This window comes from Microvirga flavescens, assembly GCF_003290125.1.
In the GTDB taxonomy this organism is placed as follows: Bacteria; Pseudomonadota; Alphaproteobacteria; order Rhizobiales; family Beijerinckiaceae; genus Microvirga; species Microvirga flavescens.
The window spans coordinates 256,033-279,642 of the sequence record NZ_QMKH01000004.1 but is presented as its reverse complement, the minus strand read 5'-3'; the positions used below and the strand labels follow the sequence as shown (position 1 = coordinate 279,642).

Below are 23,610 nucleotides of genomic sequence, written 5' to 3'. Positions count from 1 at the left end.
GATCAGATCTCCTCGCCTTCGTAGCCACCGTCGCGCTCACGGCGCTCGCGGTCCTTGCGCTCGTCGCGGTCGCGCTTCTGCATCATCACGGAGGGCTCGCTCTCGAGCTCATCCACGCGGATGGTCATGAAGCGGAGGATGTCTTCGGAGATGCTCATCTGGCGCTCCATCTCGGCCAGGGCCGGAGCCGGGGCGTCGATGTTGAAGAGCGTGAAGTGCGCCTTGCGGTTCTTCTTGATGCGGTAGGCGAGGGACTTGACGCCCCACATCTCGGTCTTCTCGACCTTGCCACCGTTCTGCTCGATGACGGACTTGTAGGTCTCGACCATCGCTTCGACCTGCTGGGACGTAACGTCCTGGCGAGCCAAAAAGATATGCTCGTAGAGAGGCATAGTGGGCCTTTCTCAAAGTTGAGTTCAAGCTGAAGACGCGAATGCCGCGTCAGGAGCCGGTTTCGCGCGTCCGATCGGCGCCAAGCCCTTCGAGCCTGCAAGGCCCGAGCGGTTGTCGAAGGCGGAGACACGGGACGACGGGTTCCTTAAAAACCCTGTCTGGCAAGCCAGACCGTCCGTTCAGCCCCCGGCCGGAGCGAACGCGAAGTGGGGCCTATAACCGCTTTCCCTCCCTGGCACAAGGCCAATCGGGCGCAGCGTGCTTGGGAGCACATCGGAAAAATGGACTTTCGAGGAATATCTAATTATTGAAACGATATAACGAATCTATAAAGGCATTATTCTCTTGAAAAGGCTCTTGGATACTCTGGCTTCCGAGAAAATCTGGGTTGCGTATGGCTGTGCGGTCACGGCTGCCGTCGCACTTTTTATAGCTCAAAGCGTCCTCATTGCCGTCTTTTGGCGAGCCAAGACCGTTTTCGAGCTGTCGCAGCCATTCGAGAGCGCCATTTTGCTGACGGCACGGGCCGTCTTCCTCTGGACGACGGCATTGGCCTCAAACTTCGTCCCTTTCTTTATCGTCGTTTTCGCGGCGCAGGTCTGGGCGATCCGCAGTTTAACTTATTATATCTTATGCGCCCTTTTGATCGGGCTCGTCATGACTCCGCTCTTTTCCGCGCTCCTCCCGTCGACGGTGGCGTTCACTGGACCCTCGACGGGCGTCTGGGAAAGGTCGCTGTCCATCGGGCCCTGCCTGCTCCTGAGCTATGTCGCGGGTGCTCTGGGGTTTTGGTGGCAAGCCGGCCGCTTCATCGGTGAGAACAACTGACTTCAAGCGTAAGAAGGTCTTAAGTCTCGCAAGCGTTTGCGGGATGTTCATCTCGACAGCGGCCGTGCTTGGTCTAAAACGGTCACATGACAACTCTTCCTCTTCGCCTCGGCGTCAATATCGATCACGTCGCGACCGTCCGGAACGCGCGCGGCGGCACTTATCCCGATCCGATCCGTGCGGCGCACATGGCGGTGCTCGCGGGAGCCGACGGCATTACGGCCCATTTACGGGAGGACCGGCGGCATATCCGCGACCTCGACATGGAACGCCTGAAGCGGCAGCTTTTCGTGCCGCTCAACATGGAAATGGCGGCGACCCCGGAGATGATCGGCCTTGCCGTCGCCCTTCGTCCCCATGCGGCCTGCCTAGTGCCCGAAAAACGCGAGGAGCGGACCACCGAAGGCGGGCTCGACATCATCGGCGGTGAGGCCGCCCTGCGCCCCGCCATCGCGGAATTGAAGGCCGCGGGTATTCGCGTGTCGCTCTTCGTCGAGCCGGAAGTCGACGTGATGGAGGCGGCCCACAATCTCGGCGCTCCCGTGGTCGAGCTTCATACCGGCACGTATTGCGAGGCGGCCCTGGCCGGGGATGAGGAGCGCCTGGCCCACGAGCTTGAGCGCGTGCGCCGTGCTGCCGCGCATGGGGCGTCCCTCGGCCTCGAGATCCATGCCGGGCACGGGCTCACCTTTGACACCGTCGGCCCCATTGCGGCCATTCCCCAGATCGCCGAACTGAATATCGGCCACTTCCTGATCGCCGAGGCCATCTTCATGGGGCTCGACGAGGCCGTTCGCGCCATGCGCGCGGCGATGGATGCGGGCAGGGCGCAGGCCGCATGATTCTCGGCATCGGCTCCGACCTCTGCGACATCCGCCGCATCGAGCGCTCCATCGAGCGGTTCGGGGATCGTTTCACCCACCGCGTCTTTACAGAGGGCGAGCGCGCCAAGAGCGACCGCCGCCGGGCCCGCGCGCCATCCTATGCCCGCCGTTTCGCCGCCAAGGAGGCTTGCTCCAAGGCCTTGGGAACCGGGCTGAACCAGGGTGTGTTCTGGCGCGACATGGAAGTGGTCAATCTTCCCGGCGGCCGGCCGACCATGCGGCTGACCGGCGGCGCGCTGAAGCGTCTCGAGGCGATGACCCCGCCGGGGCATGAGGCCATCGTCCATGTCTCGCTGACGGACGATCCGCCCCTCGCTCAGGCCTTCGTCATCATCGAGGCCCTCCCGAAGAGGTGAAACGGGCCGCGTTGCGGCGAGCCCCGCCATAGGTTAGACCCGCGACGGATCCGATTGCGGGCTGGCCCCCGGCAGGGTCATGCAAAAGTCAGAACTTTGGAGCGGGATGATGTTCCGGTGGGACATGATCCCGCTCCAAACCTCCGCGCGGCCTATTGGCCCGCAAAATGGGTGGTTGCTCGTGAACGAAAACGTCAAGGTGAAGAAGGAAGAGGGCGGCCTTTGGGAGACCATCAAGGTCATCTTTCAGGCCCTGCTGATCGCGGTGGTCGTCCGCACAGTCCTGTTCCAGCCCTTCAACATCCCCTCCGGGTCGCTCATCCCGACCCTGTTGATCGGGGACTATCTCTTCGTTTCCAAATATTCCTACGGCTATTCGCGCTATTCGATCCCCTTCGGCCCGCCGGTCTTCTCCGGCCGCATTTTGGCGTCGGCTCCCAAGCGGGGCGATATCGCCGTGTTCAAGCTGCCGAAGGACAATTCGACCGATTACATCAAGCGCGTCGTCGGCCTTCCCGGCGACAAGATCCAGGTGATCGGCGGCATTTTGCAGATCAACGGCCAGCCCGTGAAGCGCGAGCGCGTCGAGGATTACCAGACGACGGATCTCTATGGCCGCACGATCTCCGTGCCGCGCTACAAAGAGACCTTTCCCGAAGGCACAACGCACTACGTCATCGAGCGTGACGGCGACCGGGGCTATTGGGACAACACCAATGTCTACACGGTTCAGCCAGGCCATTACTTCATGATGGGCGACAACCGCGACAACTCGACGGATTCCCGCGACGAGGCGAGCGTGGGGCAGGTGCCCTTCGAGAACTTCGTCGGCCGGGCCGAGATCATCTTCTTCTCCATCGACGAGAACGCGTCCCTCTGGCGGCCGTGGGAATGGCCGCGCTATATCCGTTGGAACCGCATGTTCGACCGGATTCACTAGGCCCGTGGCACGCCGCAAGACAAATCTCGCCGACTTGCAGGATACAGTCGGCTATCGGTTCAAGGACGAGACTTTGCTCGATCTGGCGCTGACCCATGTCAGCGCCCAGCGCTTGTCTGTCGGGCCGAGCTATCAGCGCCTCGAGTTCTTAGGCGATCGCGTGCTCGGGCTGTCCGTTGCCGACATGCTCTATGCCGGATTTCCGAAGGCTCCCGAGGGTGAGCTTTCGCGCCGCCTGTCGGAACTCGTGCGCCGCGAGACCTGCGCGGAAGTGGCGGCGAAATGGGACGTGGGACCCTATCTCAAGCTCGGTGCGGGCGAGGCGCATTCGGGCGAGCGCCGCAACCCGACGATCCTTGCGGATGTCTGCGAGGCGATCATCGGCGCGGTGTTCCTCGATGGCGGGTACGATGCGGCCAAGGCCGTGATCGAAGGCTCCTTCAAGGATCTTCTGGATTCCCCGCGCCGTCCGTTGCGCGACCCGAAGAGCGCCTTGCAGGAATGGGCGCAAGGCAAGGGGCTGCCGACCCCGGCTTACGCCATTGTCGAGCAGACCGGCCCGCATCACGCGCCGCGTTTCCGCGTTGTGGTGAAAGTGAAGGGCACCGAGAACGAGTTCGGCACCGGCACATCGAAACGCATCGCCGAGCAGGCGGCAGCGCGCAGCATGCTGCTGCGTGAAAAAGTTTGGACGGAGGAAGAGCATGGCTCAGCCTGAAGACGTGAAAACAAAGGCTGGCTTCGTTGCTTTGATCGGCGCGCCGAATGCCGGCAAGTCGACGCTGCTCAACTCGCTCGTCGGCTCCAAGGTCTCCATCGTCTCCCGCAAGGTGCAGACGACGCGCGCCCTCGTGCGCGGCATCGCGATTGAGGGCGATGCGCAGATCGTGTTCGTCGATACGCCCGGCATCTTCAAGCCGAAGCGCCGTCTCGATCGCGCGATGGTGACCTCCGCCTGGGGCGGAGCGGCGGATGCCGACGCGGTGGCTTTTCTTCTCGATGTGAGAAAAGGCATCGACGAGGAGGCCGAGGCCATCCTTGAGAAACTCCCCGAGGTGAAGCGCCCCAAGATCCTCATCCTCAACAAGATCGACCTGATCGAGCGGTCGGTGTTGCTGGCGATGGCGGCGAAGCTGAACGAGAAGGTACAGTTCGCGCACACCTTTATGATTTCCGCCCTCAAGGGCGACGGCCTCGAGGCCTTGCGGCGCGAGCTTGCGAAGATGATGCCGGAAGGGCCGTGGCTCTATCCGGAAGACCAGATCTCCGACGCGCCGCTGCGCATGCTCGCCGCTGAGATTACCCGCGAGAAGATCTACGAACGCCTGCACGAAGAGCTGCCTTACGAGTCCACCGTCGAAACCGATCAGTGGCAGCAGCGCCCGGATGGCTCGGTGCGCATCGAGCAGACGATCTTCGTGGAGCGTGACAGCCAGCGCAAGATCGTGCTCGGCAAGGGCGGTCAGACCATCAAGGCCATCGGCCAGGCGGCGCGCAAGGAAATCACCGAGATCGCCGAGACACAGGTGCACCTCTTCCTGTTCGTGAAGGTGCGCGAGAACTGGAGCGATGACCCGGAACGCTACCGCGAAATGGGGCTGGAATTCCCGAAGGGCTGAGAACGGGCTAGGCGCGGGAAGGGGAAACTATCGAATCCTGACCCGTGCATAATCGCTCTTGATGCTCACCGATGGCTTGGCGCCTGGACTGTTAGCGAGGGATGAGTCGACCAGGGACGCCTTCGCCTCAACGGTGTAGCTGATCGGCGTGGTTCTGCCGAAACCGAGAAGGACGTCGAGGGCGTAGGCGTCTACAGTGATAGTCTCGTTTTGGCGAATTTCATCGAATGAGAAGCGAGCCTTGATCGCTCCACCTCTTACCGAGACGTTCCGGGCATGACCGTCGAAAGAGATGTCGGCGGCTTTGTTGTCGAGCGCGATGGATGAGAAGTCTCCGCTCAACCTTGCCTGCGATGCGGCCTGCTCAATCGAGACGGCGGTTTCCTTTCTGACGTTGGCCTTGATCTCGACGACGCAGTCCGAAGTATCCAGCCATTGGGAGCTGTCCGCCTCCACGAAAAGGGTCGAGCCATCCACCCACATGCGGCTGGACGTGCGGCATTCATTGGGGAACCAGCTCGAAGACCACCGTGCGAACCACCCGGAATGCCGCCCGGCAAGTGTTGCCTGATAGGGCCCTTCATCCGTCGTCAGGCGGATCGAACTCGCGTTGCCCGTAATTGCCACCGCGCTCACGTTGGAGAGGTCGATGGGTTGCCTGATCGTTCCGGCCTTTGCTGGAGTTGATGAGGCGATCATGAGAAGAGTGATGACGATCGATACCGGTTCCATGTCCTCAGTTCCGTTGATGAAACCGGATTCGTTATCCGGCATCGGGAAACTGGCCGGAAAGAGGATATTGCCGCGACCTTGATCACGTTCGAGGTCGACCTGAAGCGCGATCCGGGGCAAAGTCCGCGCTGTCTGTTGTCATCCTCTGTCTCCATGCTTTTCGTTCCCCTGCCTTTTGTCGTTTCGCTTTTTCTGGTCGCTATCCTTGTGCGGATGATGCGGCGGGGCGAATTGCATCTGCGCGAGAACCGCCTCTTCGTGCTCCTGATCGCCGCTTATGCCTTACAATCCATCCTGATCGGGCTGCGGTGGGGGTACGATATCCTTGAGACCCTTTGGGTTCAGCCGGTCCTGGCCACCTTTATCGCCTCACTCGCTTGGGTTTGCTTCAGGGGGCTGGCGCATGAAAAGCCGATCATCTGGCCACACCTTCTGCCGACCTGCCTCGTCGCGCTGCTGCTTCTCGTCTGGCGCGAGCCTGTCGGCGCGGTGATCATCGTCGTCTTTCTCGGGTATGGAGCTGCTTTGCTGTGGCTGGCGCGTCTCGGGCCCGACGGTCTTGTCTCTTCGCGTCTCGATGGCGCCATGCGCTCCTACCGAGCCTTGCAGATTACGGCGCTGGCCCTGATCGGGTCGGCGGTCTCGGACATCATCATCAGTTTCGATTTCGCCTGGACCGGCGGCGTGCATTCGGCGGCGGTGATTGCCGGGGGCAACGTTGTGGCCTTGCTCATCCTCGGTGGCGCTGCTTTCGTCGCCAGCTCCGACACGGCGGCGGAGGACATGGCGGCAGAAGAGATGCCGGAAGGAGACGAAGCGGCCAGTCCGGAGCCTCTTCGGGCGACAGAGGAGGATTCCACGATCGCTGCCTCATTGGACGTGCTGATGCAGTCCAAGAACCTGTACAGGGATGTGGAGCTCAATCTCGGCAAGATCGCGCGTCGCCTTGGGTTGCCGGCGAGAAGCGTTTCCAGTGCCGTCAACCGCGTCCACGGCATGAGCGTTTCGCAGTACGTGAACAACTATCGGGTCCGCGAAGCGTGTCGTTTGCTGGAGCAGACCGACGACCCGATCACCCGGATCGTCTTCGATGCAGGCTTTCTGACAAAGTCGAATTTCAATCGTGAATTCTTGCGCATGACCGGGGTGAGCCCCACCGTTTGGCGGCAGAGGCAGCGCTAAACTTCGCAAACGAGCAGCGCGAAGGCCTGCGTTTGGCAGGCCTTCGCGGGTGAGCAAACTCCTTAACGCTGCTGCCCTTGCAGCAACGGCGTGATGCGGCGGATCGTGACGCGGCGGTTCCGGCGTTCGGGGCCTTGCGTGTCGATCTTCAGATATTGCTCGCCATAGCCCTGTGTCGTCAGGTTTTCCGCCGGAATGCCAAAGTGCTGCGTGAGCACGGTCGCCACGGTTTCCGCGCGGCGGTCGGAGAGGGTGAGATTGTCCTCGTCCGAGCCGACCGCATCCGTGTAACCCTCCACAAGGAAGATCTCGTTCGGATTGTTGGCGAGCACCCGGCGGATCGCCTCGCCGATGCCCGTCAACGCGCCGTATTGTTCCGGCGAGAGCACCCATGATCCTGTGTCGAAGGTAATCGTATCGACATCGACGCGGCGCACGCGCTCACGCAGCAATTGGCTCTGGCGGATCTCGTCGAGCGTGTAGGGGCGGGCGATCCGCATGATCGGCGGGGCAGAGAAGGCTTGATAGAGCGCGTCCTGCGACGCGCCTTCCACGTCCACGATGTATTCCTCGCGCGGGATGACGACCACCGGCGGCGGCAGCTCCATGACATCGCGCGGCAGGTAGCCATAGGGAAAACGCGGACGGCCCATGATTTCGTTCTGGATCAGGATCACCTCGCGCCCGTCGCGTGCACGCCTGATGCGCCGCACCAGATTGCCGTATGGATCGCGCTCGGTGATGATTTCCTCGCCGTTCGGCTGGCGAATGACCGTCACCTGATTGCCACCGCGTTGCAGCACGCGCACATCCGCCCCGCCATAGCTGCGGCGAAAACGCTCCGTCTCGTCATGGCGGATGATGAGACGCCCGCCGTCGCGGATGATCATGCGGGCATCCGGCTCCTCGATGATGACGCGTCGTCCGCCGTCTTCCGCGCGCTCGCGACGCTGACGACGCAATTCGTCGAGATTGCCGCCGGGGAACGCGCCAGGAAACACGCCGGGAGCCGGCGCGCCGGGGGCGAAGCCGGGGCGCTGGCCCTGATCAAACGGCGGGCGTCCGAATTCACCGGGGCGCTGGGCACCGGGGGGCAATGGCTGCCCGACCGGAGGGGGGCGCATACCGGGTTGCGGCATGGGGCGCGGCATGCCTTGTCGGTTCGGCGCAATCTCGACGGGCACTGGTGCTCCCGGTACCGGGCGCGGCGCCTGGGGTTGCGTCTGCGGTGCTGGAACCGGAGCGCCCGGTAAGGGCATTGCCGGTCCCGGTCTTCCAGGCTGCGGCTGGTGCAGGGCCGGCGGTGCCGAGGGCATGGGCGGCTGTGGGCGACCAGCTCCCGGCGGCTTCATGGGGTGTTGCCTCTCCGGCTGTGGCGCTGGTGCGGCTTGGTGCGGAGCCGGGGGCATGGGCCGGAGTGGTTGAGCTGGCTGCTCCATACGCGGAGGGCGCATCTGCGGCATTTCGCGAGGCGCTTCGGGGCGCTGCTGGCGCGGGCCGCCCTGTCCCTCCGGGCGTCCGTGGGCGCCGGGGGCCCCTTGCGGGCCCTGTCGGGGGTGCTGCTGCCTGCCCTGATCTTGCTCATAGGGCCGCTCCCCGGGCCGCTTCCGATGCGGCGGCTGATCCGGCTCGGCCTGCGCCATTTGCCAGTGGTGTCGGGAGCCGTCGATACCGTTATCGGCGGTGGCCATCGGGGCGAATCCGAGAAGAGAGATCGCCGTGGTTGTCAGCAGCAGAGAATGAAGTCGCATGGTACCCTGGTTTGAAAAGGCGCGAATCTGGCAAATTATAAGCGCGGGTGTGCTTGGGCGCGAACCGTGGCAATTGCGTGTTCAGAAAAGGCAAAGCGTCTTGAAAACGCATGGAAAAACGGTTGTGCGGCCCTTAGATTGAAACACCGGGTTGAGGCTTCTCCCGCTCAGGCGAAATCTTATGCAATGGTCCGACGAGGGCATCGTTCTCGGTGTCCGCAAACATGGCGAGTCGAGCGTTATCCTCGAGGTGATGACGCGCGATCACGGCCGCCATCTGGGCCTTGTGCAGGGCGGACGCTCCAAGGCGCAGAGGCCGGTTCTGCAGCCCGGCAACGGCGTGCAGGTGACATGGCGCGCGCGGCTCGATGAGCATCTCGGCAATTTCCATGTGGAGGGCCTCGATCTGAGGGCGGCGCGGTTCATTCCCGAGCCGCTCGCGCTCTACGGACTGGCGACCCTGTCGCATTTCCTGCGGATGCTGCCCGAACGCGACCCGCACCAAGATCTCTATGAGGCGCTGGCGGTGTTGGTGGACCATCTTGACGATACGGATCTCGCGCCCGCGCTCTTCGTGCGCTTCGAGCTGGCGCTCCTCGCCGATCTCGGCTTCGGGCTCGATCTTGGCTCCTGCGCCGCCACGGGGCGGACGGACGATCTGGCGTATGTCTCGCCGAAGAGCGGCCGCGCGGTGAGCTCGGCGGCGGGGGAGCCTTACAAGGACAGGCTTTTCAGGCTGCCCGGCTTCCTGATCGGACGGCCCACCGGAAACCGCCCCGCCTTGCCCGACATCCAGGCAGGATTTGCACTCACCGAATTCTTCCTGCATCAGAGCGTGTTCGAACCGCGCGGGCAGGCCATGCCGGCGGAGCGGGCTCGCTTCATCGCGCTGGCGATGGCGGACGAAGGATAGTTTTGTTTTCGATATGTTCTTGTTAAACGTCACGTTGACCGATTCGAATCCGGGGATTCCTGTTCATGGGTAAACTCGTCAATCCGCCCTCCGGCGGGGAGATTGAGAACATCAATCTCAAGGAGGCGCTGGAAGAGCGCTACCTTGCCTATGCCCTGTCGACCATCATGCACCGGGCCCTGCCGGATGCGCGGGACGGCCTGAAGCCCGTCCACCGCCGCATTCTGCACGCCATGCGCTTGCTGCGGCTCGATCCGAAGTCAGCCCCGAAGAAATGCGCCCGCATCGTCGGCGACGTGATGGGTCAGTATCACCCCCACGGCGACCAGGCGATCTACGATGCTCTCGTGCGCCTCGCGCAGGATTTCGCGCAGCGCTATCCGCTCGTCGAAGGGCAGGGCAATTTCGGCAACATCGACGGCGATAACGCCGCCGCCATGCGTTACACCGAGGCGCGGCTGACCGAGGTCGCGCGCCTCCTGCTCGACGGTATCGACGAGAACGCGGTCGATTTCCGCGAGACCTACGATCAGGCGAACGAAGAGCCCATCGTGCTCCCGGCGGCGTTCCCGAACCTGTTGGCGAACGGTTCGCAGGGCATCGCGGTCGGCATGGCCACTTCGATCCCGCCGCACAACGCCGCGGAACTGTGCGACGCCGCGCTCTATCTGATCTCGCACCCCAACGCGACGTCAGAGCAGCTCATCAACTTCGTTCCGGGCCCGGACCTTCCGACCGGCGGTATCATCGTGGATGGGCGGGACGGGATTGCCGAGACCTATCGCACCGGTCGCGGCTCGTTCCGCGTTCGCGCGCGCTGGCAGAAGGAAGAGGGCGGTCGCGGCACCTGGAATATCGTCGTTACCGAAATTCCCTATCTCGTGCCGAAGTCGCGGCTCATCGAAAAGATCGCCGAGCTTCTGCAGGAGAAGAAGCTGCCACTTCTCGCCGACGTCCGCGATGAATCGGCGGAGGATGTGCGCATCGTTCTCGAGCCCCGCTCGCGCACGGTCGACCCTGTCATCCTGATGGAGTCGCTGTTCAAGCTCACCGAGCTTGAAAGCCGCGTGCCGATGAACGTGAACGTGCTCTCGCGCGGCAAGGTGCCGAAGGTGCTTGGCCTTGCCGAGTGTTTGCGCGAATGGCTCGACCATCGCCGCGAAGTGCTGATCCGACGTTCGCAGTTCCGGCTGGACGCCATCGACAAGCGCTTGGAGATTTTGGGCGGCCTGCTCATCGTCTATCTCGACCTCGACAAGGTGATCAAAATCATCCGCGAGGAGGACGAGCCGAAGGCCGAGTTGATGAAGGTCTTCAAGCTCACCGAAATTCAGGCCAACGCCATTCTCGATACGCGCCTGCGCTCGCTGCGCAAGCTCGAGGAGATGGAACTGAAACGCGAGCAGAAAAGCTTGCAGGAGGAGAAGGCCACTATCGAGAACCTGCTCGGCTCCGAGAAGGTGCAGTGGCAGACGGTGTCGTGGCAGATCCGCGAAGTCCGCAAGTCTTTCGGGCCGGACACCGCGCTCGGCAAGCGCCGCACGGAGTTCGCCGAGGCGCCCGACACATCGGACATCGATTTCGCGGAGGCGATGGTCGAGCGCGAGCCGATCACCGTCATCGTCTCGCAGAAGGGCTGGATCCGCGCCATGAAGGGGCACCAGACCGACATTTCGGCGGTGCAGTTCAAGGGCGACGACAATCTCAAGACGGCCTTCTTCGCGGAGACGACATCGAAGATCATCGTGGTCGCCACGAATGGGCGCTTCTTCACGCTGGACGCTTCCAAGCTTCCCGGCGGGCGCGGCTTCGGCGATCCGATCCGCTTGATGGTCGATCTGGAGGAGGGCGAAGACTTCATCGCCGCGTTCCCCTACAGAGCGGGAACGAAGCTCCTCGTCGCCGGCACGGACGGACGCGGTTTCGTCGTGCCGACGGACGATGTGATCGCCAACACGCGCAAAGGAAAGCAGATCCTCAATCTGGACGAGCCCGCGAAGCTCACGGTCTGCGCGGACGTGCAGGGCGATCATGTCGCCATCGTCGGCGAGAACCGCAAGCTCCTGCTCTTCCCGCTCGATCAGGTTCCGGAAATGACGCGCGGCAAGGGTGTCCGCCTCCAACGCTACAAGGATGGCGGCGTCTCCGACGCCAAGGTCTTCGCGCTCGATTCCGGTCTCACCTGGAAGGACACGTCGGGTCGCACCTGGACGGTGGAGAAATCCGAACTCGCCGAGTGGATCGGCAACCGTGCGGAAGCGGGCCGGCTGCCGCCCAAGGGCTTCCCGAGGTCGAACAAGTTCGAGTGAGGACTGCGCTTCAACAAACTACCGCCTTGCGGGCCCTTGAGGGGAACTCGCAAGGCGAGGCGGATGAAGTTGGGATCCCTGGGCGCGCGACATGCTGATACACATCGCTTTCAGAATTGCCCTCCTGCTCGCAATCTGCGGCTGGGTCGGAATGCTGATCGGAACGGCGCTGTCGGTGATGACCTTCGACGCGGCGGGCTCGCAGGGGCGCTGGCAGGCATGGGCGTTCGTGGGCGGAATGACCTTGCTGACGGTGGTAAGTCTCGTCGCGATCTTTGCCGCGAAGTCCCTGTTTCAGGCCGAGAGCGCGGTGCTTGCCTTCGTGCTCCTCGCAGTTCCGGCAATTGTTGGTGCAGTGTTCGTCGTTATGCGGCTTCTGGCCTGACGCTCAATCCACCCGCACCCAGCCGTTCGGCATCAGCCGCTCCTGCGGGCGGAAGCGCGCCTTGTAGCCCATCTTCGGCGAGCCATCGACCCAGTAGCCGAGATAGAGGTAGGGCAGGCCCATCGCCCGCGCGCGGCGGATGTGGTCGAGGATCATGAAAGTGCCGAGGCTGCGGTCCGTCAGATCCGGGTCGTAGAACGAATAGACCATCGACAAGCCGTCGCTCATCACGTCCGTCAGGCCCATCGCGATCAACTCGCCTTCGCCGCGCCCCGTAATGCCGCTGTCGATGCCCCTGCGGCGATACTCGACGATGCAGGTATCGACATGGCTGTCCTCCACCATCATGGCGTAGTCGAGCACGCTCATGTCTGCCATGCCGCCATCCTTGTGGCGCGCGTCGAGGTAACGGCGGAACAGGGAATACTGCTCGGAGGAGGGCCGGTTCTGGATCGCGGTTCCGATCAGGTCGCGATTGTGCTTCAGAACGCGGTGCAGGTTGCCGGAAGGCTCGAAGTCGTCGACGACGACGCGCACGGAAATGCAGGCGCGACAGGTTTCGCAGGCCGGACGATAGGCGATGGTCTGCGAGCGGCGAAAGCCGCCTTGCGTGAGAATCTCGTTCAGGTCACGGCCGCGCCGGCCCACGATATGCGTGAAAACTTTCCGCTCCTCCTTGCCGGGCAGGTAGGGGCAAGCGGTGGGAGAGGTGAGGTAGAACTGCGGCGGATCGCGGGGCTGGCTCGTCACGCTTACTGGCCTTGGTTACGGACCCTGGAGCATGATCAGAACAAGTGGGAACCGGTTGTTCGCCCGGATCATGCTGCAAATAAAAGAATCGGGAGGCTGATTGTGTTTCAAAGAGGCACGATCAGACTCTGGACGCAGACAACAACGCTTCACGATAGCATTGGTGCCGCGCCCGTCCAGTGTCGAAACGCTGCGGCATCGCGGCACCGTATTTTTCCCGCATTACGGCCGGATAACTGTAATGCCGGTCAAAAGATCGTGCCCGAAGCGGCTGTCGTTCCTGAACAGGCCGATCAAGATATCGAGCGCCCAGAGAGCGAAGGTTCCTACCGCTACGTAGAACAGGAGCGCATGCACCGCTGCGGTAATGACGTGGACGGGGCCGCCCGTCAGCGTGTCGACGGCACGCAGGCCCATGACGCGCATGCCGACGGTCGCCTGGGAGCGGCCACCGATGGTGAGCGCATTGTAGGCAATGGCGGTGAGCGGCACGAGCGAGAAGAGAACCCAGCCGAAGCCTATCGTCAGAAGGCCGAACATGAAGATGCCGATGCTGACGATGACGGACCAGATCGCGATCATGACGATATCCACGATATACGCCCAGAAACGCCGCGAGATGACACCCCGGGTCAGCCGGGGGTTGATTTCGTAGGCATTGATGATCGTGGACTGTACAACCGGCCCGCCCGTCATGGCTTTCTCCTCAATAAGCTCTCTCTGAGAGGCATTGCTGGCCGACCCGTTTCGGCTCCAGGCCGTCCTTCGCCAGCGCCTCGAAGATCTCAGATGTATGTGCTGAATCCCGCGTTTCGATAGTGATGTCGATGGAAACGCCTTTCGCCGGCACGTCGAGGAACAGGCGTCCGTGCGAAACCTCGAGGATATTGGCTCCGAGCTGGCCAAGGCGGCTCGCCACGCTGCCGAGAAGGCCGGGGCGATCCTGCGAGGTGATGCGCAGGGAAACGATGCGGTTGTCGCGTTCGAGTTCACGCACCATCACGGAGGCGAGGATGCGCGCGTCGATGTTGCCCCCACTGAGCACGAGGCAGACCGTCTTGCCGCGGAACTTGTCAGGCTGCGTCAGCATGGCGGCAAGCCCCGCCGCGCCCGCGCCTTCGGCCATGGTGCGCTGAAGGGTGGCGTAGTCGTTGACCGCACGCTCGATCAGCGCTTCCTCCACGAGGATGATCTCCGACACGAGGTCCTTGACGACGGGGAGGGCTATCTGCCCCACGGCCTTCACCGCGATGCCTTCGGCCAGCGTCGCACCGCCGATGGGGCGATCCTCATGGGCAAGCACGTTCTGGAACGAGGGGTAGAGCGCCGCCTCGACGCCGATGACCTCGACCCCTGGCTTCAGGGCCTTCGCGGCGATGGTGATGCCGGAAATCAGCCCTCCGCCGCCGATGGGCACGACGATCTGCTCCACATCCGGCAAATCTTCGAGGATTTCGAGGCCGCAGGTGCCCTGGCCGGCCATGATGAGCGGATCGTCGTAAGGGTGGACGAAAACAAGGCCCTTCTCCGCCGCGATGGCGCGGGCCTTGTCGGCGGCTTCATAGAGCGTCTCTCCGTAGAGGATGACGTTCGCGCCATAGGCGCGGGTGTTCTCCGCCTTCACCAGCGGCGCTGTCTCCGGCATCACGATGGTGGCGGGGATGCCGAGCCGCCTCGCATGGTAGGCCACAGCCTGGGCGTGATTGCCCGCCGACATGGCGATGACGCCGCGTTTGCGCTCCTCTGCCGTCAAGCTCTGCAGTTTGTTGACCGCGCCACGTTCCTTGAAGGAACCGGTCGGTTGCATGTTCTCATGCTTCACGAAGACTTTCGCGCCGGTGATCTGTGACAGGCGCGGCGCGGGAACGAGCGGCGTGCGCAGGACCTGCCCCTTGATGGTCGTCGCTGCTTTCTTCACGTCCTCGATCGTGATGGCGTATTCGGCCAAGATTTCCCTCCAGATATTCCTTGAGCCTTTTTGGCTTCGGATTTTTAGTTTCAGACCGTTCTTGGCGTTGGATCCCTCAAACCGAGCAAGCCGCCCGGCCTGAAGATCAGAAAGACGACGAGCGCTGCATAAAGAGCGATGTCCCGCGCCTCGATAGGTAGATAAGCCGACCACAATGTTTCGAACAACCCCACGGCGAGCCCGCCGAGAAGCGCGCCCGGGACGGAGCCGATGCCGCCGATAATGGCGGCGATGAGGGCCTTGAGGCCGTACTGGAAGCCTCCAGCGAAGCCGAGCCCGCCATATTGCACGACGATCAGAAGCCCCGAGAGCCCCGCCGTGGCGCTGGCAAGGCCCAAGGTTGCCAACAGGAGTTTTTTGCTGTCGACGCCGAAAAGCGCCGCCGCGCGCGCATCGTCCGCATAGGCTCTCCAGGCGCGCCCATAAGGCGTTGCCTTCATCAGCCATAGAAGCTTGAGCGCCGTGACGAGGCCGATGCCGGTGGTGATGAGCGATATCGGCGTCAGGCTGACAAGAAAATCTCCCGCCCGCGCGAGCGGCAGGGCCTCGGCCCAGATCGGCGGCAGCCAGACCGTCACCGGGCTTTGCACCAGCCGCAAATACTCCATGAGGAACAAGGAGAGGCCGACCGTCGCGATCAGGCTCGGCTGTGTGCTGGCGCTTCTGACGCGGCCGATCGTGAAATAGCCGCCGACCATGCCGTGAAGAGCGCTGGCGAACAGGGTGGCGAGCACGCCGAGAGCGAGCCCCACGACCGGCGAGGTGATGGACAGGCCTATCATTGCAAACGCCGCTCCCGCCACCGTCGCCGCAGCGCCGACCGCCGCCAATTCCCCGAAGGCGAGATTGATGCGCCCGGTCATGCCGAAGACGAGAGCATAGGCCACTGACAGGAGCGCGTAGATGGCGGTCCGGGGCAGGCTGACGAGAAGCTGCTGGAGCGAATAGGCGATCTCCGGCGACAGCTCCAGGACACCCGCCTCCGGAACGCCGCCGGGATCGCCCGCAACACCTTCAGGCGTGTCGAGATAATAGCGCTTCAGCAAATAGAGATTCGCGCCGGAAAGCAGGTTGTACTCGGTGGCAAGCCCGATCAGATCCGCCTTTCTGGCTGCAAGGCCCTCCGCCGCGAATTGGCAGATTACGAACCTGTCGAGAAGAGGGCGGCCCGGGCGCTTGACCGTGTATTCCACGCGCACAGTACGTGGCAGAGGGCCGGGCGCGATGCGCGTGACGGTGATGTGCGTGCCAAGGTTGAGAGCGGGCAGGGTGCTTCTGCAAACGCGCGCCTGTTCCGCATCGACCCGTGAGCCGCATCCCCCGAGAAGAGCCAAACCTATGAGACACGCGGCGATGCGCCACGTAAACAAGGCTCCAGCCCGGGAAACGAATGGCGGAATGTTCAGTCCTGCGTTTTAAGCCTCTCGGCGACCTGAGGGGCGAAGTAAGTCAGAATGCCGTCGGCTCCGGCGCGCTTGAAGGCGAGGAGGCTTTCCATCATGGCGCGCTCCCCATCAAGCCAGCCATTGGCGGCGGCGGCTTTGATCATGGCATATTCGCCCGACACTTGGTAGGCGAAGGTCGGCACCGCGAACGTGTCCTTCACGCGGCGCACCACATCGAGATAGGGCAGGCCGGGTTTCACCATCACCATGTCCGCGCCCTCTTCGAGATCGAGCGCGACCTCGCGCAGGGCCTCGTCCGAATTGGCGGGGTCCATCTGGTAGGTGCGCTTGTCGCCGACGAGCGTCGCGTTGGTACCGATGGCGTCCCGGAACGGGCCGTAGAAGGCCGATGCGTATTTCGCCGCATAGGCCATGATCTGAACGTCGGTGAAGCCCGCTCCATCGAGCGCCTCGCGGATCGCGCCGACGCGCCCGTCCATCATGTCGGATGGCGCGACGATGTCCGCGCCGGCCTCTGCATGGGCGAGCGCTTGGCGCACGAGAACGGCGACCGACTCGTCGTTGAGAATGCGGTCACCATCCATCACGCCGTCATGGCCATGGCTGGTATAGGGATCGAGGGCCACATCGGTCATCACGCCGATCTCAGGCACGGCGCGCTTGATGGCGCGGATGGTGCGGCAGACCAGGTTGTTGCTGTTGACGGCCTCCGAGCCGACGGGATCGCGCAAGGCGGGGTCGGTGTTCGGAAACAGGACGATGGCGGGGATCTTGAGCGCCGCTGCGCGCTCGGCCTCGCGCACTGCGTCCTCGATGCTCAGGCGGTCCACGCCCGGCATGGAGCCGACGGGCACGCGGCCCGAACCATCATGCAGGAAGACCGGCCAGATCAGATCGTCCACCGTCAGGTGGTTCTCCTGCACCAGACGTCGCGCCCAGTCGGCCTTGCGGTTGCGGCGCGGGCGGTGGGTGAGCGAAAGAGCCGATTCTTCGGCTTTCTGAGCGATGGTGCGGGGCAAGGGAGACAGCTTCGACATGATCCTGATCCAACGCCGACGGGTCCGCCCCGCCGGCTCGCAGGACGGGTAGCATATTTGAACGGGTCTAAAAAAGAGAAAGGAGACAGGCATCCCAAGGCCCCATGGTCGCAGCGGCCCCGTGGTTCGAGAAAGAATGTGGACAAGCGCGAGGGCAAGAGGACGTGGATCCTCAATCTGAGGTTATGTAACTCAATTTCGCCTCAATTCCGCGCAGGGAAAGGCGAAGCATTGTGGAGAGCCTCATGATCGTATCGAAAAGCCTTTCCACCGTCGTGCGCGCGGCCTTGTCGGGGATTGGGCGATTTCCGCTGGCGGCTCTTTGCGGCGTCATTTTTTGTGTTCTGACCATCCTTTCGGACATGCTCCGGGACTGGGAGTACAAAGGCTACGCTCCACTCTTGGCGGTCTACGGATATTTCTGGTTCATCTCCATGAGCCTGTATGCGGAGCGGGCAAGGCGCCCGATACTAGTGCACGGAATCGGCATCGGCCTGTTCGTGGCTCTCGCGCTATTTCTCCACATGACACCGGACCGGATGACGAGCTTTGCCTTCCTCGTCCCGGCATCTTTTCTTCTCGTATTCGCAGCGCCCTTTCTGGGGCAACGAAAGGCGGATCCCGACGCACTCTGGCGCGATAAAGTGCATCTTCTGGGGCACGTACTGTTCACGATTGCGATTTCCGGCGTTCTCTTCGTTGGGTTGGTCGCGATTGCCGCGAGCTTCGAATATCTTTTCGACGTCGGCTACATGCGCCGCTTTTATGACAAGCTCTTCTATCTGGTTGGTTTCGGCTTCGCTCCGCTTCTGGCGCTCGGCGGTTTCTCGCCGTCGGCGCAGGAGAGGAATGGTGACCTGCCGCGTCCGGTGCTTGTCCTGCTCAACGTCTCCGTCGTTCTGCTCCTGACTTACGCGCTGCTGCTTCACGCCTACATTGTAAAGGTTCTGCTTTCCTGGTCTCTGCCACGGGGAGGTGTCGTGCATCTCGTCCTGTGGTTCGGTGGGATCTGCGTGGCGATTTATCTTCTTTGTGCCCCTCTGCGAAATCCGGCTCTGCCTGTCGCCTTGCTCCGCCGCCGATTTTTCTGGCTTTTGCTTGCGCCGCTTACCCTCCTGTCCGTCGCCATCGGTGTCAGGGTCCAGGCCTACGGCGTCACGGAGGAGCGCTATGCGATTTTGCTCTTCCTGTTCTGGCTCGTATTGTCTGTCCTCCTCGTCATGTCGGGAAACACGGCCAGGGCACGGGTTCTCATTCTTGGTAGTCTCATCGCAATGCTTGGAGCCGCAGCCCTCGGCCCGTGGGGAGCCTCGAACGTATCGCTCTGGAGTCAGGTGAGCCGGCTCGAAGTCCTTCTGGAGAAGAACGGCGCGCTGGTGGACGGGAAACTGAAAACGACCTCTGGCTTGAGCGCCGGTGACCGTGAGCAGATCTCATCCATCGCATATTACCTCGAGAGGTCCAGGAAGATGGAGAAAATCCAATCCTGGTTTCCCCAGCCCCCCGAAAATTGGCGTGCCGGAGCTTCGGCAGTCTTTCTCAACGCCATCGGGGCGAAGCCGGGGAGTGGTAGGGCTGTTCTGGTCGAGGGCGATCGTCCCGGAAAGAATGGTCGCGCATTCAGCGTGCAGGGTTTCGACTATGTTCTGACCGGCGGTAACACGACCCGCCTCGAAGAGACCTCCATCCTCGCGCGGGAGGGGGCGGCCAGGATCAGAACTGCGCTGGACACGGAGCGGCTCGTTCTTTCCGCGACTATCGATGAGGTGGAAGCCGTCACCTTCGATCTAAAGCCCCTTTTGCAAAGAGTTGCCGACAAGAGCGGCACCAGCAATGATTCAGCCCTCGATGCCTGGGATTTGGATGCTCAAACTCCACAGGTCGCCGCGCGGCTGCGCATACGCAACTTCCGCGCGTTTTACGACCCGGCTGACGGTAGGTTTAACCCGTCGTACATCAATTTCGACCTGCTCATCAGACGAAAAGACAAGTTCTGAAAGCGGCCTGATGCTTGCGGAGCCGATGGTCCGTGCCATGCTCAGGTGATTACTCGTTCACAAGGAGCCCCCATGTCCAGCATCGGCGAAGTGATCTGCGAGCGTCAGGGCTCGGCGGGAATCGTGACCCTGAACCGGCCCGCCGCCCTGAACGCGCTGACCCTCGGCATGGTGCGGGAGATGCGCAAGGCCCTCGATGCCTGGGCCGGGGACCCCGCCGTCACACGGATCGTCGTCACCGGGGCGGGTGAGAAGGCGTTCTGCGCCGGGGGCGATGTGCGCCGCCTGCATGATCTCGGCAAGGCCGGAGAGAAGGCCGAAGCGCTGGTCTTCTGGCGGGAGGAATACCAGCTCAACACGCTCATCAAGCGCTACCCGAAGCCCTACATCTCGCTCATCGACGGCATCTGCATGGGCGGCGGCGTCGGCCTCTCATTGCACGGGACCTATCGTGTGGCGGGCTCCCGCTACCTCTTCGCGATGCCCGAAGTGGGAATCGGGTTCTTCCCCGATGTCGGCGGAACTTACGCCCTTCCGCGCCTGTCGCACCGGGCGGGGATGTACCTAGCCCTCACGGGAGAGCGTCTGCGCCTCGCCGACGGCGTGCTGCTCGGCCTCGTGACCCATGCGGCGGCCTCCGAGGCCATGCCGGAGATCAAGGAGGCGCTGAGCGCGGGTGGGCCAGTGGGCGATATTCTCGCCCGCTATAGCATCGATCCCGGCGCCGCGCCCCTGCAACCTCATCTGCCCCTGATCGAGGAGTGCTTCTCGGGCGACAGCGTCGGAGAGATCCTTGACCGGCTCGACCGCGCCGCCGCGACGGGTTCGGAATTCGTGGAAAGGACCGCCGCCACGATGCGGACGAAATCTCCGACGAGTTTGCGCCTCGCTTTCGAGCAAGTGAGGCGAGGGGGCTCGCTCACTTTCGAGGAGGCGATGCAGCTCGAATTCCGCATGGTCTCGCGGATTATCGACGATCACGATTTTTATGAGGGCGTCCGGGCGGCGCTGGTGGACAAGGATGGAAAACCCGTCTGGAAGCCGGCGACCCTTGACGCGGTGGAGGCTGAGATGATCGAACGGCATTTCGCGCCGCTTCCTCCCGGCGACGAGTTGAAAGTGATTTGATGGCTCTCTCCCTGCTGCCCCGGCGTCTGATCGACGCCTCGAAGGAAAAGCTCTCCGACGCGATTCAGGAAAAATCCGCGACGGCAGCCACGATGCGCTGGAGCTTCGTGCTGACGTGGTTCATGCGCATCCTCGCGGTGCTCTGGATCATGAAGGGGCTGAGCGCCTGGGCGGTCATCCTCGGGGCGTGGACGCCTGCAGGGCTCTTCGAGGCGCGCTCCACGGGTTATCAGGCCACCATCGTCTATTTCGCCGTGATCGACCTCATCGCCGCCGTAGGGTTGTGGATGGCCAGCGCCTGGGGCGGCGTGATGTGGCTCCTCGCCGTGATGAGCCAGCTCATCCTCGCCGCTTTCTTCCCGCGGATCGTGGCGACGAGCCCGCTGATGCTGTTTCTCTCGATGGCGTTCATCGCGACCTATCTCGCGATTTCGTGGCTGGTGGCTCGGGAAGAGCAGCGTTCCTCCCAGTCGTAGGATGGGGCCCCTGGGTGTGGTTTCAAACACACACCTGAGCGCGCATTGATTTATAAGGACAGCTTTCGGGTGAAAGGGGCACACGCTTTCGTGTTTTGCCACAATCCCGCCCCTATGTTCTTCACTTTCGATACCGTTCCTTAATCGTCTCCCGGCATTTTCCGCTGAGAACGAGAGGATTTGCGCCTCTATCTGTCTGGTTACGATCCGAAAGCCCGCGCCTATGTTGTCCCGCCGCCGCCTTCTTTTGACCGGTTCGCTTGCCCTTGTTTTCACGCCGGCAGCCGCCTTTGCCCAGAGTCAGGCCGAATGGTCGCAGAATTACGAGGCTGTTTCGCGCAGCCGCGTTCAGCGAACCTCGACCCCGATGCTCTCGCCCGAGGCCCTCGCCGCGACCGACGAGATGATCCAGCGTTATCGCGACATCGCCGCGAGAGGTGGCTGGCAGCAGGTTCGTGGTGCGGAGAGACTGCGCGTCGGCTCCAAGGGGGCGGAGGTCGTGGGCCTGCGCCAGCGCCTCATCATCACCGGCGATCTCGATCCGACTGCCGGCGAATCCCCGATTTATGACTCCTACGTCGAGGCGGGCGTGCGCCGCTTCCAGGCTCGCCACGGCCTGAGCGCCACGGGCGCGATGAACCCCGTGACGGTCGCCGCCATGAACGTGCCCGCCGATGTGCGCATGCGCCAGCTCGAGATCAACCTCGTTCGCCTTCGCACCTATTCCGGCAATCTCGGTAGCCGGTTCGTCACCGTGAACATTCCGGCGGCTCTGGTCGAGACGGTGGAAGGCGGCGTCGTCCATACCCGTCACGCGGCGGGCGTCGGCAAGATCGACCGCCAGTCGCCGCTCCTGAACTCCAAGGTCGTCGAGATCAACTTCAATCCGTTCTGGACCGTTCCGGCCTCCATCATCCGCAAGGATCTCATCCCCAAGATGCAGAAGGAGCCGAACTACCTGACGGAAAACAAGATCCGCATCTTCAACGGCGCGGGGCAGGAGCTCAACCCGAGCCAGGTCAACTGGTTCTCGGACGAGGCGACGCGCTATCGCTTCCGTCAGGATTCGGGCGGCGAGCTGAACTCGATGGGCTTCGTGCGCATCAACATTCCGAACCCGCACGGCGTGTACATGCACGACACCCCGTCCAAGGGCATCTTCGGCGACGATTTCCGCTTCGTGTCCTCGGGCTGCGTGCGCCTTCAGAACGTGCGCGACTACATCGAGTGGCTGCTGAAGGACACCCCCGGCTGGAGTCGCGAGCAGATCGACGCGACGTTCAAGGCCGGTTCTCGCACCGATGCGCGCCTCTCCGTTCCGGTCAACATCTACTGGGTCTACATCACTGCCTGGGCGACTCCCGACGGTCTCGTGCAGTTCCGCGACGACATCTACAACAAGGATGGCCTTGGCGCGTCTATCCCGGTTGCGAGCCGCGTGCCGAACGAGCCGGATCAGGAAATGTTCCTGCAGAACTAAGCGTTTAGCGCCTTTTCGAAGACCGACGGCCCGCTTTTCAGCGGGCCGTTTTGTTTTTACGTGCTGCGGCTGTTAAATAGCTGAGTCGGCGGCGTCGCTAGAGCATGATCAGAACAAGTGGAAACCGGTTGTTCGCCCGGATCATGCGGGGGCCTCGATTGGATTTGTACAGTTTGAGGAGGAAACCATGATCGTCAGGGACAGCAACGGCACGCAGCTCAACGAGGGTGACTCCGTCACGCTCATCAAGGATCTCAAGGTGAAGGGAACCTCCGTCACCCTGAAGCGCGGCACCCTCATCAAGAGCATCCGCCTCACCGACAATGAGGACGAGGTCGAGTGCCGGGCGGAGAAGGTGAAGGATCTCGTGTTGCGGACGGAGTTCCTGAAGAAGGCCTAAGGGCCTGTTGGGAAGCTGTGTCGTCCAAGAGATCTCCCCGAAGCCTCACCCTGAGGAGGGCCGAGAAGGCCCGTCTCGAAGGGCGAGGCGTCTCCAGCGGGCGCTGGACACTCCTTCGAGACGCAGGCTGAGGTCTGCATTTCAAAACAGGCTCTAAGTTTCCGGCCTCTAGCCGGATCAACGCGTGTGATCTTCGAATCTGCGCCTTCCGATGTTAGTCTTCCCTTAGGGGAGGCTTCCTTGAAATTACCTGCAATGGCCTTGGTTGCGGCGCTGGCCTTGAGCGGCTGCGCGCCGACGACATATTCCAACCTCGCGATGGCGTGCTCCGAGCATGTCGGAAAGCCGATCTCGGAGCGCATCGCCGCGCTCGGCCCGCCTGCGGCTATCGTACGGCTCAGCCCGACGCAGGTGGGGTACAAGTTCGTCTCGACCGCGACGATCTATTTGGGCGGTGATGTTTATTACACGGTCAACTACATGCGCGGGGCCGACGCCAACCGCACCCCGATTTATCCCGTCACCGGGACATGCCGAGGGATGTTCGTCGTCAACGCGCCGTCGGATGCGATGCCGCTTACGAAGCGGATCATCATCGAGGTGCGGCCACTGTAACGGGGCGGGCGCGTAATCGCGGCAAAGGGCGGCTTGGCGCGCTCCTTGTCGGCGTGATAA

Annotated in this window: 24 protein-coding genes; 16 read left to right on the top strand and 8 right to left on the bottom strand. The window is 62.7% G+C overall.

All coding sequences use genetic code 11. From position 1 onward, the window contains the following. Positions 1-2 precede the first annotated feature (2 nt). On the bottom strand, positions 3-392 hold the full coding sequence (rpsF, locus tag DQW91_RS10615; protein ID WP_112663607.1) for a 30S ribosomal protein S6: 390 nt from the start codon (positions 390-392) through the stop codon (positions 3-5). Between the two features lie 358 nt (positions 393-750). Between rpsF and DQW91_RS10610 the strand changes: the two genes are divergently transcribed. The 6 genes from DQW91_RS10610 to era all read left to right on the top strand — a co-directional run bounded on the left by DQW91_RS10610 (position 751) and on the right by era (position 5,020). Next, a complete protein-coding gene (locus DQW91_RS10610; protein WP_112663606.1) occupies positions 751-1,221 on the top strand; it encodes a hypothetical protein in 471 nt (156 codons plus the stop codon). 86 nt (positions 1,222-1,307) lie between these two features. Then, the gene (locus tag DQW91_RS10605; protein WP_112663605.1) at positions 1,308-2,063 is read left to right on the top strand and encodes a pyridoxine 5'-phosphate synthase; all 756 of its coding nucleotides are present in this window, start codon (positions 1,308-1,310) and stop codon (positions 2,061-2,063) included. After that, positions 2,060-2,461 (top strand): holo-ACP synthase, encoded by a 402-nt coding sequence (gene acpS / locus DQW91_RS10600; protein WP_112663604.1) that lies wholly within the window; start codon positions 2,060-2,062, stop codon positions 2,459-2,461. The genes DQW91_RS10605 and acpS overlap by 4 nt, the downstream gene beginning before the upstream one ends. Before the next feature lie 181 nt (positions 2,462-2,642). Continuing rightward, entirely contained in the window at positions 2,643-3,401 is a 759-nt protein-coding gene (gene lepB / locus DQW91_RS10595; protein ID WP_245410984.1) for a signal peptidase I, read from the top strand. Positions 3,402-3,405: 4 nt separating this feature from the next. Further along, complete coding sequence (gene rnc, locus DQW91_RS10590; RefSeq protein WP_112663603.1) at positions 3,406-4,119, top strand: ribonuclease III; 714 nt, start codon at positions 3,406-3,408, stop codon at positions 4,117-4,119. Then, positions 4,106-5,020 (top strand): GTPase Era, encoded by a 915-nt coding sequence (gene era / locus DQW91_RS10585; protein WP_112663602.1) that lies wholly within the window; start codon positions 4,106-4,108, stop codon positions 5,018-5,020. Before rnc ends, era begins: the two co-directional genes overlap by 14 nt. Positions 5,021-5,047: 27 nt before the next feature. Here the strand turns inward: era and DQW91_RS10580 are convergent, their stop codons facing one another. Next, positions 5,048-5,752 (bottom strand): hypothetical protein, encoded by a 705-nt coding sequence (locus DQW91_RS10580; RefSeq protein ID WP_157961416.1) that lies wholly within the window; start codon positions 5,750-5,752, stop codon positions 5,048-5,050. A 78-nt stretch (positions 5,753-5,830) separates the two neighbouring features. Here DQW91_RS10580 and DQW91_RS10575 point away from each other — a divergent pair, with 78 nt between their 5' ends. Continuing rightward, positions 5,831-6,934 (top strand): helix-turn-helix domain-containing protein, encoded by a 1,104-nt coding sequence (locus DQW91_RS10575; protein WP_245410983.1) that lies wholly within the window; start codon positions 5,831-5,833, stop codon positions 6,932-6,934. 62 nt (positions 6,935-6,996) lie between these two features. Here DQW91_RS10575 and DQW91_RS10570 read toward each other — a convergent pair whose 3' ends face one another. Next, positions 6,997-8,118, bottom strand: coding sequence for an OmpA family protein (locus tag DQW91_RS10570; RefSeq protein ID WP_245410982.1), 1,122 nt, complete (start codon positions 8,116-8,118; stop codon positions 6,997-6,999). A 748-nt stretch (positions 8,119-8,866) separates the two neighbouring features. On the opposite strand from DQW91_RS10570, the gene recO reads away from it, so the two are divergent. From recO to DQW91_RS10555, 3 genes are all read left to right on the top strand, one after another. Continuing rightward, positions 8,867-9,598, top strand: a complete 732-nt coding sequence (recO, locus tag DQW91_RS10565; protein WP_112663598.1) for a DNA repair protein RecO — start codon at positions 8,867-8,869, stop codon at positions 9,596-9,598. A 65-nt stretch (positions 9,599-9,663) separates the two neighbouring features. After that, complete coding sequence (gene parC / locus DQW91_RS10560) at positions 9,664-11,907, top strand: DNA topoisomerase IV subunit A (RefSeq protein WP_112663597.1); 2,244 nt, start codon at positions 9,664-9,666, stop codon at positions 11,905-11,907. A gap of 91 nt (positions 11,908-11,998) precedes the next feature. Continuing rightward, positions 11,999-12,292 (top strand): hypothetical protein, encoded by a 294-nt coding sequence (locus DQW91_RS10555; RefSeq protein WP_112663596.1) that lies wholly within the window; start codon positions 11,999-12,001, stop codon positions 12,290-12,292. Between the two features lie 3 nt (positions 12,293-12,295). On the opposite strand, the gene DQW91_RS10550 is transcribed toward DQW91_RS10555, so the two are convergent. The 5 genes from DQW91_RS10550 to hemB all read right to left on the bottom strand — a co-directional run bounded on the left by DQW91_RS10550 (position 12,296) and on the right by hemB (position 17,454). Then, entirely contained in the window at positions 12,296-13,042 is a 747-nt protein-coding gene (locus DQW91_RS10550; RefSeq protein ID WP_112663595.1) for an arginyltransferase, read from the bottom strand. Between the two features lie 222 nt (positions 13,043-13,264). Then, positions 13,265-13,738, bottom strand: coding sequence for an RDD family protein (locus DQW91_RS10545; RefSeq protein WP_112663594.1), 474 nt, complete (start codon positions 13,736-13,738; stop codon positions 13,265-13,267). A gap of 10 nt (positions 13,739-13,748) precedes the next feature. After that, positions 13,749-14,993: a threonine ammonia-lyase gene (locus DQW91_RS10540; protein WP_112663666.1), complete on the bottom strand. Its 1,245-nt coding sequence runs from the start codon at positions 14,991-14,993 to the stop codon at positions 13,749-13,751. Positions 14,994-15,040: 47 nt separating this feature from the next. Beyond that, positions 15,041-16,381, bottom strand: coding sequence for a branched-chain amino acid ABC transporter permease (locus tag DQW91_RS10535; RefSeq protein ID WP_157961415.1), 1,341 nt, complete (start codon positions 16,379-16,381; stop codon positions 15,041-15,043). A gap of 32 nt (positions 16,382-16,413) precedes the next feature. Further along, positions 16,414-17,454 (bottom strand): porphobilinogen synthase, encoded by a 1,041-nt coding sequence (gene hemB, locus DQW91_RS10530; RefSeq protein WP_112663592.1) that lies wholly within the window; start codon positions 17,452-17,454, stop codon positions 16,414-16,416. Between the two features lie 245 nt (positions 17,455-17,699). Here hemB and DQW91_RS10525 point away from each other — a divergent pair, with 245 nt between their 5' ends. The 6 genes from DQW91_RS10525 (at position 17,700) to DQW91_RS10500 (ending at position 23,550) form a co-directional block, all read left to right on the top strand. Next, on the top strand, positions 17,700-19,451 hold the full coding sequence (locus DQW91_RS10525) for a DUF4153 domain-containing protein (RefSeq protein WP_157961414.1): 1,752 nt from the start codon (positions 17,700-17,702) through the stop codon (positions 19,449-19,451). Between the two features lie 72 nt (positions 19,452-19,523). Then, positions 19,524-20,579 (top strand): enoyl-CoA hydratase/isomerase family protein, encoded by a 1,056-nt coding sequence (locus DQW91_RS10520; protein ID WP_112663590.1) that lies wholly within the window; start codon positions 19,524-19,526, stop codon positions 20,577-20,579. Then, entirely contained in the window at positions 20,579-21,055 is a 477-nt protein-coding gene (locus DQW91_RS10515) for a DUF6163 family protein (RefSeq protein WP_112663589.1), read from the top strand. Before DQW91_RS10520 ends, DQW91_RS10515 begins: the two co-directional genes overlap by 1 nt. A 223-nt stretch (positions 21,056-21,278) precedes the next feature. Beyond that, positions 21,279-22,535 (top strand): L,D-transpeptidase family protein, encoded by a 1,257-nt coding sequence (locus DQW91_RS10510; protein ID WP_112663588.1) that lies wholly within the window; start codon positions 21,279-21,281, stop codon positions 22,533-22,535. Positions 22,536-22,722: 187 nt separating this feature from the next. Continuing rightward, on the top strand, positions 22,723-22,935 hold the full coding sequence (locus DQW91_RS10505; RefSeq protein WP_112663587.1) for an alkylphosphonate utilization protein: 213 nt from the start codon (positions 22,723-22,725) through the stop codon (positions 22,933-22,935). 240 nt (positions 22,936-23,175) lie between these two features. Next, positions 23,176-23,550 (top strand): hypothetical protein, encoded by a 375-nt coding sequence (locus tag DQW91_RS10500; RefSeq protein WP_157961413.1) that lies wholly within the window; start codon positions 23,176-23,178, stop codon positions 23,548-23,550. The last annotated feature ends 60 nt before the right edge of the window (positions 23,551-23,610 follow it).

Bases quoted from the DNA above. Each gene is read 5' to 3' on its own strand.
- rpsF (WP_112663607.1), bottom strand. From the start codon at position 392: ATGCCTCTCTACGAGCATATCTTTTTGGCTCGCCAGGACGTTACGTCC.
- DQW91_RS10605 (WP_112663605.1), top strand. From the start codon at position 1,308: ATGACAACTCTTCCTCTTCGCCTCGGCGTCAATATCGATCACGTCGCG.
- acpS (WP_112663604.1), top strand. From the start codon at position 2,060: ATGATTCTCGGCATCGGCTCCGACCTCTGCGACATCCGCCGCATCGAG.
- era (WP_112663602.1), top strand. From the start codon at position 4,106: ATGGCTCAGCCTGAAGACGTGAAAACAAAGGCTGGCTTCGTTGCTTTG.
- DQW91_RS10580 (WP_157961416.1), bottom strand. From the start codon at position 5,752: ATGGAACCGGTATCGATCGTCATCACTCTTCTCATGATCGCCTCATCA.
- recO (WP_112663598.1), top strand. From the start codon at position 8,867: ATGCAATGGTCCGACGAGGGCATCGTTCTCGGTGTCCGCAAACATGGC.
- parC (WP_112663597.1), top strand. From the start codon at position 9,664: ATGGGTAAACTCGTCAATCCGCCCTCCGGCGGGGAGATTGAGAACATC.
- DQW91_RS10555 (WP_112663596.1), top strand. From the start codon at position 11,999: ATGCTGATACACATCGCTTTCAGAATTGCCCTCCTGCTCGCAATCTGC.
- DQW91_RS10545 (WP_112663594.1), bottom strand. From the start codon at position 13,738: ATGACGGGCGGGCCGGTTGTACAGTCCACGATCATCAATGCCTACGAA.
- hemB (WP_112663592.1), bottom strand. From the start codon at position 17,454: ATGTCGAAGCTGTCTCCCTTGCCCCGCACCATCGCTCAGAAAGCCGAA.
- DQW91_RS10525 (WP_157961414.1), top strand. From the start codon at position 17,700: ATGATCGTATCGAAAAGCCTTTCCACCGTCGTGCGCGCGGCCTTGTCG.
- DQW91_RS10520 (WP_112663590.1), top strand. From the start codon at position 19,524: ATGTCCAGCATCGGCGAAGTGATCTGCGAGCGTCAGGGCTCGGCGGGA.
- DQW91_RS10515 (WP_112663589.1), top strand. From the start codon at position 20,579: ATGGCTCTCTCCCTGCTGCCCCGGCGTCTGATCGACGCCTCGAAGGAA.
- DQW91_RS10510 (WP_112663588.1), top strand. From the start codon at position 21,279: ATGTTGTCCCGCCGCCGCCTTCTTTTGACCGGTTCGCTTGCCCTTGTT.
- DQW91_RS10505 (WP_112663587.1), top strand. From the start codon at position 22,723: ATGATCGTCAGGGACAGCAACGGCACGCAGCTCAACGAGGGTGACTCC.